Genomic DNA, 19,806 nt, shown 5'->3' with positions numbered 1-19,806 from the left:
TGAACATTTGATATTTTAAGTATCAGCAGAACTAGTCTGCTGTGCACTTTCATCAAACGTCCACACTTATCGACTGTTAATTTTTAAAGAACTTTATTCGGTACTGCTTGCTGAAGAAGCGTTGTGTCCGTCAGCGAAGAGGCAAGATTATGAAGTGTTTCGTTTATCTCGTCAAGCCTGTTTTTTTCTCCGCTCTTCGCTGCATTTGCATGCTGCGTTTTGCGGGGAGGCGAACTATAGCAAGAGCAGCCGCAGCTTGCAAGAGTAAAATAGCGGCTTCTCCGATTTATAAGTCGCCCATATGTTTATTCCAACTATCCCTGCTACTAATAACGAGACACTGGCCGCCCTGCTGGACAAGGCCATCAACAATAAGACCAAGCCGCTGGGTAGCCTGGGCGTACTGGAGTCCCTGGCCAAGCAAATAGGCCTGATACAGAACACGCGCGACGTCGCGATCACGCAGCCGGCCATACTGGTGTTCGCCGCCGATCACGGTGTGGTCGCGGAAGGCATCTCCGCCTACCCGCAAGATGTGACTTGGCAGATGGTAGAGAACTTCCTGGCACGCGGCGCCGCCATCAATGTCTTTGCGACGCAAAACAACTGCGAACTGCGCGTCATCGATGCCGGCGTCAATCACGACTTCGGCCCGCGCGAAGGCCTGACTGATCGCAAGCTGGCACACGGCACGCAGAACTTCGCGCACGAACCAGCAATGAGCCGCGCCATCTGCGAGGCCGCACTGTCTGCCGGCATGGCCCTGGCCGCCGAATTGAACGGCAATGTGGTCGGCTTCGGCGAGATGGGTATCGGGAACACCACCACCGCAGCAGCGTTGATGCACAAACTCACAGGCATCCCGGCCGCCCAATGCGTCGGCGCCGGTACCGGCCTGTCAGCGGAAGGCGTGCTACATAAGCAGCGCGTGATCGAAGCGGCGGCGTCAAAGCACGACGTCACCGAACCACTGGACATACTGGCCACCTTCGGCGGGCTGGAAATCGCCATGATGGTCGGCGCCATGCTGAAAGCGGCCGAACTGCGTAAAGTACTGCTGATCGATGGCTTCATCGTCACCAGCGCACTGCTGGTCGCGGCCCGCCTGCAACCGGCGATCCTGGACTACTGCGTCTTCGCCCACTGCTCAAACGAAAACGGCCACCAGCAGATGCTGGCCGCGCTGGGTGCGAAGCCGCTGTTGAACCTGGGCCTGCGCCTGGGCGAAGGCACCGGCTGCGCACTGGCGCTGCCGCTGCTGCATGCGTCGGTCAACTTCCTGAACCAGATGGCCACCTTCGAATCGGCCCAGGTCAGCGAGAAGTCCGAGTAACGCGCCGTGCATCAGCTACGCCTGTTCTTCACCGCGCTGCAGTTCTTTACCCGCCTGCCGATTCCCGGCTGGGTGGGCTTCGATCCCGCCTGGCTGAATCAGGCGTCGCGCTATTTCCCGCTGGTCGGCGTTGTGGTGGCGGCCATCACCGCCGGCGTATACGCGCTGGCGGCGTGGATCCTGCCAGCCCCGGTCGCGGTGCTGCTGTCGACCGCCGCCGGCATCTACGCCACCGGGGCCTTCCATGAAGACGGCTTTGCCGATATGTGCGACGGCTTCGGCGGCGGCATGACGCCGGACCGCGTGCTGGAGATCATGAAGGATTCGCGCATCGGCGCATACGGCGCGATCGGCATCATCTGCCTGCTCGCCACCAAGTGCGCGGCGCTGTCGATGCTGCCTCCCCTCACGGCGATCGCCGCGTTGTTTGTCGCCCATCCGCTATCGCGCCTGATGGCAACCTCGCTGATCTGGCGACTCGACTACGCGCGTGCGGAAGGCAAGGCCAAACCGCTGGCGCAAAAAATGAGTGGCGCCGAATTTTCACTGGCCGCCGCCTCCACCGCCATTCCAGCGTTCGCGATGATCGCCTGCGGTTGGATCACATTGAGCGCGCTGGCAACCGGAGTCGCCGCCGGCGCCATCGCCACCGCCTGGCTGGCCCGCAAGTTCGTTCGCCGTATCGCGGGCTACACAGGCGACTGCCTCGGCGCCGTACAACAGCTCAGCGAAGCGGCGTTCTACCTGTGCGTATTGGCCAGCATGCGCCACGGCGCACTGCCTTGGTAACGCCATGCGCCTGATACTAGTCCGTCATCCGCAGCCGCTGGTTGCCACCGGCGTTTGCTACGGCCGCAGCGACCTCGCCGTATCAGAGGATCAGCTGGCGAGAACGCTGACGGCGCTGTCGGCCGCGCTGCCCCGCGGCCTGCCCTTATATAGCAGCCCACTGCAACGCTGCACCACGCTCGCAGCGGAGCTGGCGCCGCTGCTGCAATCACCGGCCCCACTGCTGGACGCCCGCATCGCCGAAATCGACTTCGGCGATTGGGAAATGCGTCCCTGGGACGACATCCCGCGCGCCGACATCGACGCCTGGGCCGCGGACCTGGTCAACTACCGCCCCGGCGGCGGCGAAAGTGTGCTGCAAATGGCCGGCCGCGTCGCCGCTTTCCATGCTGACCTCCAGCGCCAGCAACGCGATGCCATCATCATCTGCCATGCCGGCGCAATGCGCTTGCTGTCCGCCTGCCACACAGGCCTGGCGCCTGCCGCGATGGCGCTGCAGGCGGCGCGGCATCCGCATCAAATCGGCTACGGCGCCACGCTGATCCTGCAAAGCCAAACCTCCGGCCAATGACCTTCGGAGCGCAAACCCGTATAATGGCGGGGTTTTGGTGCCCGCGCGTCTGTCCAGATGCGCAGTTAAACGGGAAACACGAAGCTACTGGTCCACTAGACCAAGGCCCACGTGTGCTGCCCCCGCAACGGTAAGCAAGTGTCGCAGCGCATGCGCGACAGTCCTCCTCTGACAAACCACTGTGCTCCGCATGGGAAGGTGAGAAGGTCTAACTTGCCAGCCCGGATACCGGCCAAATCAGGTGGAAGTGAGCGAACGGGATGTGCGCGAACGGAAGGAGCCGGCGTTGGTATCGGCGCTCCGCTGCATGCATCGTCCGGTTTTCCGCTTCTGTTCAATCTGGCCCACGGGGACGTCGGCCGGTTGCTATTAACAGAAAAACTACATGATGAATCTTCGTATTTCCCGTCCGGCGGCCCTGACGTCGCTGGCACTGGCAATGGCCGCCTCCTACGCTCACGCAGAACCCATCGCCGGCACCGTGCTGGTCACCGCCACCCGCAGCGCCCAGCCACTGGCCGATGTGATCAGCGATAGCGTCACCATCAGCGCCGAGCAGATCGCCGAATCCGGCGCCGGCTCCATTGTCGACCTGCTGCAACGCCAGCGCGGCATCGAGATCGCCCGCACCGGCGGCCCAGGCACCAACTCCACCGTGTTTATCCGCGGCGCCAACAGCAACCAGAACGTGGTCCTGGTTGACGGCGTGCGTATCGGCTCGTCGACCACCGGCGCCGCCAACTGGAGCGCCCTGCCGCTGACCTCCATCGACCATATCGAGATCGTCTACGGCCCACTGAGCTCCCTGTACGGCGCCGACGCCATCGGCGGCGTGATCCAGATCTTCACCAAGAAGGGCATGGGCGCGCCAGCATTCACCGCCTTCGCGGGTTATGGCACCGACAACACCCGCGAGGGCGATGTTTCGGTCTCCGGCGCCACCGGCGGTGAACACAGCATCAGCTACGCAATCAGCGCAGGCAAGGAAAAGTCAGACGGCTTCTCGGCCACCCGCCCAACCATTGGCAAGTCCTACAACGCCGACAAGGATGGCTACGACCGCGAAAGCGCAGCGGCGCAATTCAGCCTGCGCCTGGCCGAAGGCCACGAAGTAGGCGCGATGCTCCTGCATAGCAAACTCGATTCGCAGTACGACTACGGCGCCGGGCCCTATGACGTGCGCTCGCACGCGAAGCTCGAAAATGCCTCCATCTACAGCAAGAACCAGATCCTGCCAACCTGGCAAAGCCTGGTGCAGTACTCGCAGGCCAAGGACGATGGCGCCAATTACAGCAGCGCCGATTCGTTCGGCTACTCGCAGGTCAACACCAAGCAAACCGACTTCACCTGGCAGAATGATGTGCAGATCGGCGCCGACGTGCTGCAACTGCTGTACGACCATCGCAAGGAAGAAGTGCAGACCAGCGGCTTCGCGCTGGACGCTTCGCAGCGCACCACCAACTCGCTGGCGGCCTCGTACAACGCCCGCCGCGGCGACAACCTGTTCAACGCCAGCGTGCGCCGCGATAAATCGGTCTATGGTGGGAAGAACACCGGCTCCATTGGCTATGGCTACACCTTCACGCAGGCGTTGCGCGCCACCGCCAGCTATGGCACCAGCTTCCGCGCACCAACCTTCAATGAACTGTACTACCCAGGCTACGGCAATGACAAAAATAAGCCGGAACTGGGCAAGAACGCCGAAATCGGTCTGCGCTACGACAACGGCACCACCGCGCTGAGCGCAAGCTACTACCACAACCGCCTGACCGACCTCCTGGTGAACACGACGCCATGCCCGTACGCCGGCAACTATTCCTACGGCTGCGCCTACAACGTCAACCACGCGCTGCTCGAAGGCCTGACCATGGCCGCCAACCAGCAGCTGGGCCGCTTCAACCTGTCCGCCAACATCGACCTGCAGGATCCAAAGGACGAAACCAGCGGCAAGCGCTTGCAGCGCCGCGCCAAAAAGCACGGCAACCTGATGGCAGACTACAGCGCCGGCGCCCTGAAGGCCGGTGTGGAGATCGAACTGTCCGGCGACCGCTACGAAGACACTGCCAATACCGTCCGCATGGGCGGCTATGGCCTGGTAAATCTGTACGCGACTTACCACTTCAACCGCGACTGGTCGGCGCTGGTCCGCTGGAACAATATCGGCGACAAACAGTACGACCTGGCGCGCAACTACACCACGCCGATGTCCAAGCTGTTTGCCGGCATCCGCTACGGCTACAAGTAAGCAGTAATGGTGTAACCTGCCGGGCGGGAAGCGCATCCGCCGAGCGCCCGGCAGCCTCTTTTTGAAAGCAGTGCATGCATTCTTTCTCCCGCAATCTGCGACAACGCGCCACCGTCACCCTGACGGTGCTGGTGCTGTTCGCGTTTGCCAGCCTGGTTTTTTCGGGCATGACCGGTTCGGTCTCGATTCCCCTCTCCGATATTCCCGCAGCAGTCAATGACCTGCTGCACGGCCAGACCAACACACTGGCCTCCACCCTGCTCGATCTGCGCGTGAGCCGCGCACTGACCGCCTTCGTCACCGGCGCGGCGCTATCGCTGACAGGCGTGATGATGCAGGCGCTGCTGCGCAACCCGCTGGCCGACCCTTATGTGTTGGGCATTTCCGCTGGCGCCTCCGTCGGCGCCTTGGCCGCGATGCTGTTCGGCTGCGCCATCTGGATGGTCGATGCCTCGGCCTTCGGCGGCGCCGTCGCCATTGCGATGATGTTGTACCTGCTGGCCCGGCGCGACCTGCGCGGCGGTACGGCCGGCGAAGGCGGCACCGCGCTGCTGCTGTTGACCGGCGTGATCCTGTCCTCCGCCTGCATGGCGCTGGTGACGCTGATGCTCTCCATTGCCCCCGAAAGCCGCTTGCGCAGCATGATCTTCTGGATGATCGGAGACCTGGCCGGCGCGCCATCGCGCGCGATGCCATGGATCGTCTTGGCCTGCGGCCTGGTATTCGCCGTGCGCAGCGCCCGCTCCATGAACGTGATGGCATTGCACGCCGAAGCCGCCGCCACGCTGGGCATCCGTGTCGGCGCGCTGCGCAAGGGTTTGTTCTTCGCTTCCGGCCTGCTGACCGCCAGCGCCGTCACCAGCGCCGGGAGCGTGGGATTCGTCGGCCTGATCGTGCCGCACGCCTGCCGCTTCGCCGTCGGCGCCGACCACCGCGTGCTGATCCCGGCGGCTACGCTGACCGGCGGCACCTTCCTGCTGCTGGCCGACACGCTGGCCCGCACCATCATCGCGCCGCAACAGTTGCCGGTGGGTGTGATCACCTCCCTGATAGGCGCACCGATCTTCCTGTATCAACTGCACCGGCTGCGCAAATGATGATCAGTACCCACGACCTCTCCCTGAAAATCGGCCAGCGCCAGCTGGTCGCGGACCTGAACTGGCGGGTGCGCGAAGGCGAATGCTGGAGCGTCATCGGCCGCAACGGCGCCGGCAAAAGCACTCTCTTGAAAACCCTGGCCGGCCTGCGCAACCCGGACGGCGGGTATGTCACCATCCAGAACCGCGCCCTGGCCGACTGGCCGCTGACCGAACTGGCGCGCCAGCGCGCCTTCCTGGCGCAAAGCCGCAGCGACGCCTTCGCCTACAGCGTGATTGAAACCGTGCTGTCGGCCCGCCACCCCTACCACGGCAATCGGTATTGGGAAGGCAGCGACGATCACGCCATCGCCCTGAAATCGCTGGAGGCTATGGAAGTGGCCGAACTGGCCGAGCGCGATGTACGCACCTTGTCCGGCGGTGAACGGCAGCGCGTCGCCATCGCCGCCATGCTGGCGCAGGACACGCCGCTGCTGCTGCTCGACGAACCTGCCAATGCGCTGGACCTGGCGCACCAGGTCAGCGTTATGAGCCTCCTGGCGCGCTTGTGCCGCGACCAGGGCAAGACCGCGGTGATGATCGGCCACGACCTGACGCTGGCGCACAGCGTCTCCACCCACGCGCTGCTGCTGAAGGGCGACGGCCGCTGGCTGGCCGGCACCACGGCGGAGGTGATGCGGGCCGATATCCTGGGCGACTACCTCGGGCATCCGATCGACATCATCCAGCATGGCAAGCGCAGTATCTTCATTCCCACGGAGGAGGACCCAGCATGACTCAACAAAATAACGACGGCATCGACGAGCAGACCGCAGCGCTGAACGAGCGCCATCGCGTTCGCATGGAGCGCAAGAAGGCCATCATCGACGCCAAGATCGCCGCCGCCGACAAAGAGATCGGCATCATCATCGTCAACACCGGCAACGGCAAGGGCAAAAGCTCCAGCGGCTTCGGCATGGTGATGCGCGCCATGGGCCACGGCATGAAGGTGGGCGTGGTCCAGTTCATCAAAGGCGCTATGCAGACCGGAGAAGAGCTGTTCCTGCGCCGCTTCCCGATGGAGGTCAGCTTCCATTCGATGGGAGAAGGCTATACCTGGGAAACCCAGAATCGCGAGCGCGATATCGAAAAGGCGCAGCTGGCATGGGAGCAGGCGAAGCGCTTCCTGGCCGATCCCGAAATCGGCCTGGTGCTGTTTGACGAACTCAATATCGCCCTGAAGTACCGCTACCTGGATGTGGACACCGTCATCAACGATCTGCTGGCCCGCCCGCCGATGCAGCATGTCGTCATCACCGGACGTGGCGCGCCGCCGGAGCTGATCGCCATCGCCGATACCGTCACCGAGATGGAAGTCGTCAAGCACGCATTTAAGGCAGGCATCGGCGCGCAACTAGGCACCGAGTGGTAATGGCTGCACATATCGACGTCAAGGCCGTGCTGGTGGCGGCCGTATCCTCCGGCCAGGGAAAGACCACGGTGACCGCAGCGCTGGCGCGCAAGCTGGTACGGCAGGGCAAGCGGGTACGCGTGTTCAAATGCGGCCCGGATTTCATCGACCCGATGCTGCTGGAACGCGCCAGCGGCGCGCCGGTGCGCTCATTGGACCTTTGGATGGTCGGCCATGAACTGTGCCGCAGCCAGCTGGCGCAGGCCGCCGCCGAAGCGGATGTGATCCTGATCGAAGGCGTCATGGGCCTGTACGACGGCACGCCGTCGTCCGCCGACCTGTCGCGCGAATTCGGCGTGCCGGTGATGGCGGTGATCGACGCCGGCGCCATGGCGCAAACCGCTGGCGCGCTGGTTCACGGCCTGCGCGACTATGGCCCGGTGGAGATGGCGGGCGTGATCGCCAACCGCGTCGCCAGCGAAGGCCACGCCAAGATGGTGGCGGCCTCCCTGCGAGACATCCCTCTGTTCGCAACCTTGCCGCGCCAGCCCAAGTCACTGCCCGAGCGCCACCTCGGCCTGGTGCTGCCCGGCGAAGTCGTCGACATCGAGCAGCTGCTCGACAATCTGGCGGACCAGCTGGTGTTCGACGAAGCGGCATGGGCGCGACTGCCGCCCGTACGCATCGAGATTCCGCCAGCCACGGAGCCGCAAGCACCGCTGCTTGCAGGGCAAAACATCGCGGTCGCGCGTGATCCGGCCTTCATGTTCATTTATCCAGCCAACCTGGATACCCTGCGCCAGCTGGGCGCGACGCTGACGTTCTTCTCGCCGCTGGCCAATGAGCCCGTGCCGCCGGAAGCGAACGCCGTCTATCTGCCGGGCGGTTATCCCGAGCTGCATGCGGAGGCGCTGTCGCAAGCAGCCATATGGCAAGCATCGATCCGCGCGGCCCACGCAGCCGGTATCCCCATCGTCGCAGAATGCGGCGGCATGATGGCACTGGCCGGCACCCTTGCCGACCAGGCAGGCGCAGTGTGGCCCATGGCAGGCGTGCTGCCCGGCGCGGTGGCGATGCAAGCACGCCTTGCGGGCCTCGGTTCGCAGGGACTGACGACGGAACACGGCGTCCTGCGCGGCCACACGTTCCATTACTCCAAGCTGGAGACAGCGGCGGAGCCAACGGCGTACACTATCAAACATCCATCCGCCGTTCAGGGTGAGGCCTGGTATCGCGTAGGCTCCCTGAAGGCGTCGTATTTTCACGCTTACTTTCCATCCAATCCGGCGGCCGCCGCCGCCCTGTTTTCAAGGAGCGCAGCATGACACGTACATTGGTTCTCGGGGGCGTACGCTCCGGTAAAAGCGGATATGCGGACCGCCTGGCGATCGAGTCGGGCAAGGAAGTCGTCTACATCGCCACGGCCTCCGCCGGCGACGCCGAAATGGCCACCCGCATAGCACATCATCGCGCCGGCCGGCCGAGCGAATGGACCACGGTGGAGGAGCCGCTGGCACTGGGCAACCAGTTGCTGCGCTGGTCCTCGCCGGACCGCCTGATCCTGGTCGACTGCCTGACGCTCTGGCTCAGCAACCTGCTGTTCAGCGGCGGCGAACAGTATCCGGACGTCGGCGAGATCACGCTGCCCGCGCTCTTCCACGAGCAGCAGGACATGCTGGCCAGCGCGCTGACCAAGTGCGCCAGCGACGTGGTGCTGGTATCGAACGAAGTCGGCATGGGAATCATGCCTTTCGGCGCGATCTCCCGCTGCTTCGTGGACGAACAGGGACGCCTGAACCAGGCAATGGCCGCCCTGTGCGACCGCGCGGTCTTCGTCGCCGCCGGCTTGCCGCTGGTGCTAAAAGGAGCGCCGTGCTGACAAGTTTAAGTTTTGGCGTCATCGCCTTGCTGATGGTGGCGGGCGTAGCGCTTGACCTGATGCTGGGCGAAACGCGCCGCTGGCATCCGCTGGTCGGATTCGGCAATCTGGCGATGGCGCTGGAGCGGCGTCTCAACCGCGGCGGCCAGCGCTTCTGGCGCGGCGTGTTGGCCTGGACACTGGCCGTGCTGCCGCTGACCGCCCTCGCCGCACTGCTGGTCCGGCTGATGGGTACCAACGGCTCGCTGCCGTGGATGGCCCACGCCATCATGCTTTACTTCTGCCTTGGCCTGCGCAGCCTGCGCGACCACAACCTGCCTATCGCCGACGCGCTGGCACAGAACGACCTCCCCAACGCCCGCCTGCTGACCGCCCGCATCGTCAGCCGCGACACCACCAGCGCCAGCGAAATCGAACTGACCAAAGCCAGCGCGGAATCCCTGCTTGAAAATGGTAACGACGCCGTCTTCGGCACCCTGTTCTGGTTCATCATCGCCGGTGGCCCCGGTGCGGTGATGTTCCGCATGGCGAATACGCTCGATGCGATGTGGGGCTATCGCACGGCGCGGCTGCTGCAATTCGGCTGCACCGCCGCCCGCGTCGACGACGCGCTTAACTACATCCCTGCGCGCCTGACCGCCCTCTCCTATGTGCTGCTGGCATCCGGCGTTCATGGCAAGCTGCGCGCCTGGCATTGCTGGCGCACGCAAGCCCCAGCCTGGAGCAGCCCGAATGCGGGACCGGTCATGTCCAGCGGTGCCGGCGCGCTTGGCGTGCAGCTTGGCGGCGCCGCCATCTACGACGGCGAAGTGGAGCACCGCCCGCCGCTGGGCGAAGGTCTGCCCGCCACCGGCACCGACATCAGCCGCGCATGGCGGCTGGTCGCTCGCACCACGGCGTTGTGGCTGGCCATCGCCTGCGCCGTCGCCATCTGGATGGGGTTCGCGCATGCTTGAACACGGCGGCAACCTGCGCGACGCCGCGCTGCGTTTCGGCCGCGACGACTGGCTGGACCTCTCGACCGGCATCAATCCCCATTGGTATCCCGCACCCGCGCTGCCGGGCAATGCGTGGCACCGCTTGCCCGAAGCCGATCCCGAACTGGCGCTGGCCGCTGCCGCCTACTACGGCGCGCCGCTGATGCTGCCGGTCGCCGGAACGCAGGCCGCGATCCAGGCGCTGCCCCGATTGCGCAAGCCCTCGCGTGTGACCGTGGCCGCACCGTCCTACGCAGAACACGCGCACCACTGGAACGACCACGGACACACGCTCACGCAAACGCCGTACGACGCGCTGGATGCGGCTGTCGCGAACAGCGACGTCATGGTGATCTGTAATCCAAACAATCCTACCGGCGCCACCGTCCCCGCCGCCCAGCTGCTGCAATGGGCAGACCAGTTGGCGGCACGTGGCGGATGGCTGGTGGCCGACGAAGCCTTCGGCGACACGGCGCAGCACAACAGCGTCGCGGCCCATAGCGGACGTCCCGGCCTGATCGTCCTGCGCTCGGTCGGGAAATTTTTCGGACTAGCCGGTATCCGGCTGGGATTTGTGGCCGCGCATTCCGACCTGCTGCGCGATCTGGCGGACCTGCTGGGCCCCTGGGCCGTCAGCGGCCCCGCCCAGCACATCGCCCTCGCCGCCCTGCGCGACAGGGCATGGCAAGAGCGCACGCTCAACCAGCTTCTGGCAAGCGGCGAACGCCTGCGCCAACTGCTTGCGGCGCACGACATCCGTTCGGCCGGCACCTCGCTATTCCAATGGTGGAGCGAGGACCGCGCAGAAGCCTTCTGGCAGCACATGGCGGAACGCGGCGTCTGGGTGCGGCTGTTCAAACAAGCCGCGCGCGGCATCCGGCTAGGCCTGCCGCCCGACGAAGAAGGTTGGCAACGGCTGGAGACAGCGCTAAACGAATGGACCAACCAGGAACACACGTGAACAAACCGACATGCAAACTACTGGCCGTCCTGACGGCGCTGGCGATGGCTGCCAACGCCGGCGCCGCCATCACCGTGCGCGACGACGACGGCAATGTCGTCACGTTGCAAAAGCCCGCTCAGCGCGTCATCGCCATGGCGCCGCACGTGACGGAGCTGCTGTACGCGGCCGGCGGCGGCGACAAGATCGTCGGCGCTGTCACCTACAGCGACTACCCGGAAGCGGCCAAAAAGCTCCCGCGCGTTGGCGACAATCGCCAGGTCGACATGGAACGCATCATCGCCATGAAGCCGGACCTGATCGTCATCTGGATGCACGGCTCCTCCGAACGCCAGATCGAAACGCTGCGCCAATTGAACATCCCGATGTTCCACAGCGAGCCGACAAAACTGGACGGCATCGCCGACAACGTGCAGCGCCTGGGCCAACTGATGGGCACCGAAAGCGTCGCGCAGCCCGCCGCTGCCGAAATCCGCCAGAAGTTCGCCGCGCTGGCCAAACAATATTCCAACCGTCCGCCGGTACGCATGTTCTATCAGGTGTGGGACAAGCCGCTCTACACGCTCAACGGCGTCTCCATCGTCAGCGACGCGATGCGCCTGTGCGGCGGCGTCAACATCTTCGCCGACCTGAAGGTGACGGCGCCGGTGGTCAGCAACGAAGCGGTACTGCAGGCCGATCCCGAGGCGATTTTCGGCACCAGCGAAAAGAACTACGGCGGCGTAAGCCTGTGGCGGCCCTACACGACAATGAAGGCGGTCCGCAACGACAACCTGTTCACGCTGGACGGCGAACTGCTGAACCGCGCCGGGCCGCGCATGGTCGCCGGCACCGCCGCCTTGTGCGAAAAACTGGAACTGGCGCGACAGCACCGGAAAAACTGATATGAGCTTTCCCTATTCGACCCTGATGGTTCAGGGCACCACCTCCGACGCCGGCAAGAGCACCATCGTTGCCGCCTTGTGCCGGCTGCTCAAGCGTCGTGGCGTGCGTGTGGCGCCATTCAAGCCGCAGAACATGGCCCTCAACAGCGCCGTGACGGCGGATGGCGGCGAAATCGGCCGCGCCCAGGCGCTGCAGGCCATAGCGGCTGGCGTGGCGCCGCATACCGACATGAACCCGGTGCTGCTCAAACCTTCGAGCGATATCGGCGCCCAGGTCATCATCCACGGTAAAGTGCGCGCCGAGATGAATGCGCGCGACTACCACCAATACAAGACCATCGCCATGCAGGCGGTGTTGGAATCGCACCAGCGCCTGCTGGCGCAGTATGACAGCGTGGTCGTCGAGGGCGCCGGCAGTCCGGCGGAGATCAACCTGCGCGACCGCGACATCGCCAACATGGGCTTCGCCGAGAAAGTCGACTGCCCGGTGATACTGGTGGCGGACATCGATCGTGGCGGCGTGTTCGCGCACATCGTCGGCACGCTGTCCTGTTTATCGGAGAGCGAGCGCGCCCGCACCATCGGCTTCGTCATCAACCGATTCCGTGGCGACATCAAGCTGCTGGAACCCGGCCTGGAATGGCTCGAACAGCAAACCGGCAAGCCGGTGCTGGCGGTGCTGCCTTATCTGCACGGACTGTTCCTCGACGCCGAAGACGCGGTCCAGCCGGTCCAGGCTTCGCGCGGCGCGTTCCGCGTGGTGGTCCCCAGCCTCCCGCGCATGAGCAACCACACGGACTTCGATGCCCTGCGCGCCCATCCAGACGTGGACCTGCATTTCGTGCGCCAGGGCGAACCAATTCCAGCGGCGGACCTGATCATCCTCCCCGGCAGCAAGAACACGCGCGGCGATCTCGATTGGCTACGTGCCCAAGGCTGGCCGGAGCAGATTGCCCGCCACCTGCGTTATGGCGGCAAGGTGATCGGCGTATGCGGCGGCTTCCAGATGCTGGGCCGCAGCGTGGCCGACCCGCTGGGCATCGAGGGCAAGCCAGGCACCTCCCCTGCACTTGGCCTGCTCGACATGAACACCGAAATGACGGCCGACAAACGGCTGGTGCAGGTACTGGGCGTATGCGCCTTCGACGAGAACCACGCCAGCGTCAGCGGCTACGAAATCCACATGGGCACCTCGACCGGCGATGCGCTCGATACGCCGGCCTTCATCATCGACGGCCGCCCCGAAGGCGCGCGATCGGCGGATGGACAGATCCTCGGCACCTACCTGCACGGCCTGTTCGACTCACCGCAGGCCAACGGTGCGCTGCTGCGCTGGGCCGGGCTGCACACGGAAAACACGGTGGACACCAGCGCGTTGCGCGAGGCCAGCCTGGATCGTATCGCGGACGCCGCCCAGCCGCTGTTGGACGCCCTGCTTGCGCTGCGAACAGAGGCATCCGCATGAATGCCACCAGCCCGCACGCCTTCACGCAGGCCGAAATCGAAGGCGTCTACCGCGCCATCCGCGAGCGGCGCGATGTTCGCCATTTCAAACCGGGTCCGCTGGAGCCGGGACAGTTGGAGCGCTTCATCGGCGCCGCCCACAATGGTCCCAGCGTCGGGTTGATGCAACCATGGCGCTTCATCCGCATCACCAATCCCGCGCTGCGCGCGCAGATACACCGGCACGTGAACGAAGAGCGCATCAAGACCGCAGAAGCTCTCGGCAAACGCGCCGAGGAATTCATGCAGCTCAAGGTGGAAGGCATACTGGCCTGCGCCGAGGTGCTGGTGGTCGGCCTGATCGACAAGCGGGATCAATACGTATTCGGCCGCCGCACCATGCCGGAAATGGACCTGGCCTCCGCCGCCTGCGCACTGCAGAACTTCTGGCTCGCCGCGCGCGCGGAAGGCATAGGCGCCGGCTGGGTATCGATGTTCGATCCACAGCATCTGCGCGACATCTGTGGCATGCCGGCCGGCAGCCAACCCATCGCCGTGCTATGCGTCGGCCAGGTGGACGAGTTCTATACCGCGCCGATGCTCGAGCTTGAGAAATGGGACCAGCGCCGACCGCTGTCCGCCGTCATGTTCGAGGACCGCTGGGACAATCCGGCTGGGGCGGATTAAGCCCCGGGGCACTCCTCGATCCTGCGGTTGCCGGGTCCCGGCAAGGTGCGCAGGCTGCGCTCCGTCGCGGCCGTGAACTCGTGCTTGAAGACGGTATTGACAAACCGCCAGTCGCAGCGCACCTCCTCATGGCTGGCGGTGACGATCATATAACCGCGCTTGCTGGTTTGCGCATAGTACAGTGGCTCGATCAAGTCCAGCATCATGCTCGCGACATCCTCCGGATCGCGGCCCGGATAGGCGCCCTCCATGCCCGGCGACGAAACCGACGCCGTCGCAAACTCCACGCCCACCTGGCGCCCCTGTGCGTCATGCAGGTCGCTGGCCCAGGCGTTGTGGGTATCGCCGGCCAGCACCACCATGTTCTTACGATGGCGCTGCATCATGGCGAACACCAGTTCGCGGTCGTTCTGGTAGCCGTCCCACGAATCCATATAGCAGGGCAGCGTCGGCGCGGTCAGCCAGCGCTTTTCCTTGCCGCTGACGCAGGAAGGATCGGCGGCGGCGCGTTTCTTCAGGGCGGAATAGTCGGTGCAATTGCACTCGCCCATGGCGACGGCGGTGGGATACTCCATGCGCGCCATCAGCACCTGCTGGCCCAACATCTGCCAGCGCGCCCTGGAATCCTGTACCTGCCGCTCCAGCCACGCCATCTGCTCGACGCCCATCATCTGCCGGCGTGGCGAACAGACGTCGTGCTTGTACTTCTCGACATCGAAGCGTTTATGTTCGTCGTAGTAGGAGGACATCATCAATTGCTGGTCACGGCCGATGAGGCGCGTATCCAGCATATGCAGCGACACCACCCCGCCGAAGTCGAACGAACGGTATATTTTTTCCGGCGCCGCAGGATCGGGCGCACGGATCGGCATCCATTCATGGTAGGCGGTCATGGCCGCCACCTTGCGCAAGGTGAAGGGGCCATATTCCGAAGCCTTGTGTTCGGCCGAGCCGTCGCGCCAGGTATCGTCGGCGAATTCGTGATCGTCCCACACGGCGATGAACGGCATCAAGGCATGCACCGCCTGCAGATCGGGGTCGGTGCGATACTGGGCGTAGCGGCGGCGGTAGTCCTCCAATCGCAGCAGCAGTTCGCGCGGCTCGGATACACGGCCAAGCGCCTCGGCATTGCCGCAGGCGTAGCCGTCGCTTTCGTACTCGTAGATATAGTCGCCGATGTGCAGTGCGGCGTCGATGTTGTCCTGGCGCGCGGCATCGGCGTAGACGTTGAAGTAACCGGATGGATAATTCGAACACGAGAACACCGCCAGCCGAACCTGGCGCGCGTCGCTGCGTGGCAGCGTCTTGGTGCGCCCCACGACCGACTTCACCGCGTCGACCGCGAACTGGTAATAGTAGACATGCCCCGGCAGCAGTCCCGCGGCATCCACCTTGACCGTGTAGTCCTTCTGCGCCGACGTCGTCACACTGCCCTGGGCTACCACTGCCTGCATGGACGGGTCGGTCGCCATCTGCCAGCGGACGGCGATGTCGCCGCTGTCGTTGCTGCGGCGCGGCGTCACGCGGGTCCACAAGATCACCCGGTCGATGAGCGGGTCGCCGCTGGCCACCCCATGATCGAAACCGGCCGGGGCGTCGTCGACGATGCTGGCCGCGGTGCTGCTGCAGCCGCCCAAACCCGCGCCCGCGCCCACACCCAGCAAAGCGGTGGCGCCCATCTGGCGGATAAACCCGCGACGACCAAAGAACAGCGACTTAGCGTCCATATCAACTCCATCGGCCATTTCGATGAGCGCCAAATTACGCCCGATTCGTGACCGCCTTATGACCTATGACCTCCACGTGGCTTTTGTGTGACAATCGTGTGCATGAATACATCCGCCGCCAAGAGCTACCTTCCGTGGGTGGTCGCAACCGCCCTGTTCATGGAGCAGCTGGACTCCACCATCGTCAACACGGCGATTCCCAGCATGGCAGCCAGTCTGCAAGTGACTCCCCTCAGTTTGAAAGCGGTCGTCACGAGCTACATCCTCAGCCTGGCGGTGTCGATCCCGATCAGCGGCTGGATGGCCGACCGCTTCGGCACCCGCCGCGTGTTCATGAGCGCAGTAGCGATATTCACCGTGGCGTCGGTGCTATGCGGGCTGTCGGTCAATTCGCCGATGCTGGTGGCGGCGCGGCTGCTGCAAGGCCTGGGCGCGGCGATGATGATGCCGGTCGGACGCCTGACCATCGTCCGCACCTTTCCCAAATCCGAACTGCTGGCGGCGATGAATTTCGTGATCATCCCGGCGTTGATCGGGCCCCTGCTCGGGCCGACGATCGGCGGCTTGATCGTGCACTGGCTCACATGGCGCGACATCTTCTTCGTCAACGTGCCAGTGGGCGCGATGGCGATCTTCCTGGCCCATCGCTATATGCCGGACTATCATGGTGACGATGCACGTCCGCTGGATATCGTCGGTCTCGTATTGTTCGGCACCGGCGTGGCGCTGCTGTCATGGCTGCTGGAGATCTTCGGCGAGCACCAGATCGATATCACTTCCGCCACGGTGCTGCTGTTCATCGCCTGCAGCCTGTTGGCGGCCTATGTGTGGCACGCCAAGGATGCGGCCTTCCCCTTGCTGCGACTGGCGCTGTTCAAGATACGCACCTTCCGCGTGTCCGTGATGGGAGGTTTCATCACGCGTATCGGAGTCGGCGGACTGCCCTTCCTGCTACCGCTGCTGTATCAACTTGGATTGGGACTGCCGGCATGGCAATCGGGACTGCTGATGATGCCGTCCGCCGCCGCGGCAATGGGCATGAAGTTCATCTCGGTGCGGGTGCTGGGCCGCTTCGGCTATCGCCAGGTCCTCACCGTCAACACGGTGTTGATCGGATTGACCATCAGCCTGTATTCGTTCGTCCAGCAAGGGACGCCGTTATATGTGATCGTGATGATCAGCCTGTGCCTGGGCTTCTTCAATTCGCTGCAGTTCTCCGCCATGAACAGCATCGCCTACGCCGACGTGGATAGCGCCGACACCAGCATGGCCAGCACCATGGCCAGCTCGATGCAGCAGCTGTCGATGAGCTTCGGGCTGGCGACAGGTTCACTGATTACCGGCTGGTTCCTGGGCGGCCTGCCGCAATCGAACCGTGTCGCGCTCACCGGCGCCCTCCATCACGCCTTCCTGACGCTGGCGGTGCTCACCATCCTGTCCTCGCTGACCTTCTGGTCGTTGCGCAAGGAGGATGGCGAGAGCATCAGCAAAGGCAGCAATCCCGCCTGAAGATGGGCGGGCCTCAGCGAACCGCCCCTTGCATCAAAACGCCGTCAGCGCTTTGGTGAACTTGATCAGCCAAAGACGGCTTGGACGCTCACGGTCCTCGCCGCGCGCGACACGGATCGTGTTCGCGGCATTGCACCCCGCTGCGCTACTGGTGACGATCGTGCCAGCCGCATCGACTGTGCACTTGGTGACATCGGCGTCTTCAATCGCCACGCCGGCTGCGTTGAAGATCTTGGTCTTCAGGCCGAAGTCGTTGTCGTTCGCCAGTGCGAGCGTATTACCGTCGACGATAGTCAGGCCTTCGGCTTTCTCCGCCTGCCAGCCGATCGCGTTCAAGTCCAGCAGCAGGGTTTTCTTCAACGCCGTCACCGTTTTCCAATCGGCGCCGTTGACCGCCACGCCGCCCATGCTGCTCTTCTCCAGGTCCGACGTCTTGGCGTTGTAGGACGCGCCGGCGATGTCGGTCGCCGCACCTATCTCCACCAGCATCAACTTGTTGAACACTTTGCCGTTTGGTGCGGCGCCCTGTTCGATCACGATGAATTTGCCATTGCCCAAAGCGACCAGCTCACCCAACTTGGCGTTGCCGGTGCGGCCGTCCTGGTAATCGGCGGCATCGAGCGGGTATGCGTACATCTTGCCAGAGGTGCCGGTGACCGGATCGAATTCCACCCAGCGCGTGAAGCGCGCGTAGCGTTCGACCGCTTCGTTCTTGCCGGTCACCGAGTAGGCCGCAGTGCCGTCGGTGAGTGGGCTTTGCAGGAAGCCATGCAGCTTGTCGGTGCTGGTGTCCAGCGCCAGGCCTTCCATGCCGCGATTGGCGCGGCGCTTCTGGAAGATATCCGGCAGGCCGCTGCCCGGCGCGTACTTGCTGAGGATGATGCCGGTGGCTGGATCGACCTTGATGATGAACGGGCCGTATTCGTCGGAGATCCACAGCACGTTGCGCTTCTTGTCGACGACGATCGCTTCGGTATCCAGGCCTCCAGCGTTGAAGGTGGCCTTGCTGGAGGCGTCGTACTTCATTGTGTCGACCACCGGCAGCTCGGCCGAGTTGCCCAATGCGCCAGGTGCCACCGGCAGGCCGGATGCGTTGACCGCAGCCGATACCTTGATCGGCGTCGACGACGTCAGCACAGCGCCGGTTTTACCGACGGTGATCACGCCGAACGACGGCGCGAAGCTCGGCGACGGGAAGATCTTGGCGCCGGTGACTCCACTGCCGGTCAATGCCGGCAGATTCGGGCCGTCGCCGTTCGGACCACGGTCGGTCAGGCCATAGAATTCCAGGTCGCCGTTGGCATTGGTACCCTTGAAGGACAGCGACGAACCGTATGATGGCAGGAAGCCTTGCGGGAACTCTTCCTTGACCTTGGCGTTACTGCCTTCGTACGGCACATAGTAACTGGCCGCAGCCTGCACCTGATAACGCGTGACGTTGACGGCGACTGCGCCCAACGGCGTGTTCTGCGTGAAGGACTCCGCCACCGGCGTGCCCACCTTGGAGGCCAGCGTATCTTCAAAGTGCTCGCGCACCAGCGCGCGGCGGCTATCGTCGATGGTGCGGACGGCGTACTTTGCGCCGGCGGCGGTCAGGTTGGCGCTCATCGCGGTGTTGAAGGCGGCAGCGTCCAACGAGAAGTCGGCGCTCTTGGCGGCCAAAGCGGTTTTGACATCGGCGACGATCTTGATGCCGTTCGATGGGTCGCTGTCTTCATCGAGCAGCTGCAGGGCCAGCAGGCGGTTGACCACCTTAGTATCTTTAACGTCGGTCACGCCGGCCAACTGCAAAGGCGTGATGGTGGCGGCACATGGCGCGCTGCCCAGCGCGACGCCGCCTATGCTGAAGCTGACGGTATCGCCAGCGTAGCAGGTGAACTCCCCCTTGGCCGAAGTGCTGGCTTTCGCGGCGGTGCCGGCGACATAGTCCAGGTTCTCCACCGCGCCGTCCAGGAACACGCCGGTCATCGGCGTTTTGGCTGGCGCAGGCGTATCGCTACCACCGCAGCCGGCCAGCACGGAGAACACCGCCAGCGAAATCAGGGAAAAGTTTTTCATGCTTTGCTTGCCTCGATTGAAAAAGAAGCAAGTTTAGCTACCGTGCGTTACATGGATGTGACAGACGCAAAAAACCCCCACCTGCACAGAGCGCGATCTTGAGCGCGTTCTGGCTGGTGGGGGTTTTTCTATATAACTAGCCTGACGATAACCTACTTTCACACTGGTTGCAGCACTATCATCGGCGCAGAGTTGTTTCACGGTCCTGTTCGGGATGGGAAGGGGTGGGACCAACTTGCTATGGTCATCAGGCATT

Annotated in this window: 17 protein-coding genes, 1 rRNA gene and 1 riboswitch; of the genes, 15 read left to right on the top strand and 3 right to left on the bottom strand. The window is 64.0% G+C overall.

Going from position 1 to position 19,806, the window contains the following annotated elements; all coding sequences use genetic code 11:
* The first annotated feature begins 301 nt into the window (after positions 1 to 301).
* From cobT to bluB, 14 genes are all read left to right on the top strand, one after another.
* Positions 302 to 1,333: a nicotinate-nucleotide--dimethylbenzimidazole phosphoribosyltransferase gene (gene cobT / locus GTP90_RS30605; protein ID WP_161087060.1), complete on the top strand. Its 1,032-nt coding sequence runs from the start codon at positions 302 to 304 to the stop codon at positions 1,331 to 1,333.
* Between the two features lie 6 nt (positions 1,334 to 1,339).
* Positions 1,340 to 2,122, top strand: coding sequence for an adenosylcobinamide-GDP ribazoletransferase (locus GTP90_RS30600; protein ID WP_161087059.1), 783 nt, complete (start codon positions 1,340 to 1,342; stop codon positions 2,120 to 2,122).
* A gap of 4 nt (positions 2,123 to 2,126) precedes the next feature.
* Positions 2,127 to 2,693, top strand: a complete 567-nt coding sequence (locus GTP90_RS30595) for a histidine phosphatase family protein (RefSeq protein WP_161087058.1) — start codon at positions 2,127 to 2,129, stop codon at positions 2,691 to 2,693.
* Positions 2,694 to 2,711: 18 nt separating this feature from the next.
* Positions 2,712 to 2,944: riboswitch (cobalamin riboswitch) on the top strand.
* A gap of 134 nt (positions 2,945 to 3,078) precedes the next feature.
* Positions 3,079 to 4,938: a TonB-dependent receptor domain-containing protein gene (locus tag GTP90_RS30590; protein WP_308937326.1), complete on the top strand. Its 1,860-nt coding sequence runs from the start codon at positions 3,079 to 3,081 to the stop codon at positions 4,936 to 4,938.
* Between the two features lie 74 nt (positions 4,939 to 5,012).
* On the top strand, positions 5,013 to 6,035 hold the full coding sequence (locus GTP90_RS30585) for a FecCD family ABC transporter permease (RefSeq protein WP_161087057.1): 1,023 nt from the start codon (positions 5,013 to 5,015) through the stop codon (positions 6,033 to 6,035).
* A complete protein-coding gene (locus tag GTP90_RS30580) occupies positions 6,035 to 6,811 on the top strand; it encodes an ABC transporter ATP-binding protein (RefSeq protein ID WP_161087061.1) in 777 nt (258 codons plus the stop codon). The genes GTP90_RS30585 and GTP90_RS30580 overlap by 1 nt, the downstream gene beginning before the upstream one ends.
* Entirely contained in the window at positions 6,808 to 7,446 is a 639-nt protein-coding gene (cobO, locus tag GTP90_RS30575) for a cob(I)yrinic acid a,c-diamide adenosyltransferase (RefSeq protein ID WP_161087056.1), read from the top strand. The genes GTP90_RS30580 and cobO overlap by 4 nt, the downstream gene beginning before the upstream one ends.
* Positions 7,446 to 8,750 (top strand): cobyrinic acid a,c-diamide synthase CobB, encoded by a 1,305-nt coding sequence (locus GTP90_RS30570; protein ID WP_161087055.1) that lies wholly within the window; start codon positions 7,446 to 7,448, stop codon positions 8,748 to 8,750. Before cobO ends, GTP90_RS30570 begins: the two co-directional genes overlap by 1 nt.
* Positions 8,747 to 9,304, top strand: coding sequence for a bifunctional adenosylcobinamide kinase/adenosylcobinamide-phosphate guanylyltransferase (cobU, locus tag GTP90_RS30565; RefSeq protein ID WP_161087054.1), 558 nt, complete (start codon positions 8,747 to 8,749; stop codon positions 9,302 to 9,304). The genes GTP90_RS30570 and cobU overlap by 4 nt, the downstream gene beginning before the upstream one ends.
* Positions 9,298 to 10,260: an adenosylcobinamide-phosphate synthase CbiB gene (gene cbiB, locus GTP90_RS30560; RefSeq protein ID WP_161087053.1), complete on the top strand. Its 963-nt coding sequence runs from the start codon at positions 9,298 to 9,300 to the stop codon at positions 10,258 to 10,260. Before cobU ends, cbiB begins: the two co-directional genes overlap by 7 nt.
* Positions 10,253 to 11,242 (top strand): threonine-phosphate decarboxylase CobD, encoded by a 990-nt coding sequence (cobD, locus tag GTP90_RS30555; RefSeq protein ID WP_161087052.1) that lies wholly within the window; start codon positions 10,253 to 10,255, stop codon positions 11,240 to 11,242. The genes cbiB and cobD overlap by 8 nt, the downstream gene beginning before the upstream one ends.
* The gene (locus tag GTP90_RS30550) at positions 11,239 to 12,126 is read left to right on the top strand and encodes a cobalamin-binding protein (protein WP_161087051.1); all 888 of its coding nucleotides are present in this window, start codon (positions 11,239 to 11,241) and stop codon (positions 12,124 to 12,126) included. The genes cobD and GTP90_RS30550 overlap by 4 nt, the downstream gene beginning before the upstream one ends.
* A 1-nt stretch (position 12,127) precedes the next feature.
* Positions 12,128 to 13,591, top strand: coding sequence for a cobyric acid synthase (locus tag GTP90_RS30545; RefSeq protein ID WP_161087050.1), 1,464 nt, complete (start codon positions 12,128 to 12,130; stop codon positions 13,589 to 13,591).
* Positions 13,588 to 14,256, top strand: a complete 669-nt coding sequence (gene bluB / locus GTP90_RS30540; protein ID WP_161087049.1) for a 5,6-dimethylbenzimidazole synthase — start codon at positions 13,588 to 13,590, stop codon at positions 14,254 to 14,256. Before GTP90_RS30545 ends, bluB begins: the two co-directional genes overlap by 4 nt.
* On the opposite strand, the gene GTP90_RS30535 is transcribed toward bluB, so the two are convergent.
* Positions 14,253 to 15,983, bottom strand: coding sequence for an alkaline phosphatase D family protein (locus GTP90_RS30535; RefSeq protein WP_161087048.1), 1,731 nt, complete (start codon positions 15,981 to 15,983; stop codon positions 14,253 to 14,255). The genes bluB and GTP90_RS30535 overlap by 4 nt on opposite strands.
* Positions 15,984 to 16,085: 102 nt before the next feature.
* Between GTP90_RS30535 and GTP90_RS30530 the strand changes: the two genes are divergently transcribed.
* Positions 16,086 to 17,492, top strand: coding sequence for a DHA2 family efflux MFS transporter permease subunit (locus GTP90_RS30530; protein ID WP_161087047.1), 1,407 nt, complete (start codon positions 16,086 to 16,088; stop codon positions 17,490 to 17,492).
* A gap of 33 nt (positions 17,493 to 17,525) precedes the next feature.
* On the opposite strand, the gene GTP90_RS30525 is transcribed toward GTP90_RS30530, so the two are convergent.
* Both GTP90_RS30525 and rrf read right to left on the bottom strand, forming a co-directional pair.
* Complete coding sequence (locus GTP90_RS30525) at positions 17,526 to 19,550, bottom strand: esterase-like activity of phytase family protein (RefSeq protein ID WP_161087046.1); 2,025 nt, start codon at positions 19,548 to 19,550, stop codon at positions 17,526 to 17,528.
* A 139-nt stretch (positions 19,551 to 19,689) separates the two neighbouring features.
* Positions 19,690 to 19,802 (bottom strand): 5S ribosomal RNA (rrf, locus tag GTP90_RS30520).
* Positions 19,803 to 19,806: the final 4 nt, after the last annotated feature.

This window comes from Duganella vulcania (genome assembly GCF_009857655.1).
Classification (GTDB): domain Bacteria; phylum Pseudomonadota; class Gammaproteobacteria; order Burkholderiales; family Burkholderiaceae_D; genus Rugamonas; species Rugamonas vulcania.
Note: the sequence above shows the minus strand (reverse complement) of the source record. Positions and strands in the feature narration are given on the sequence as shown.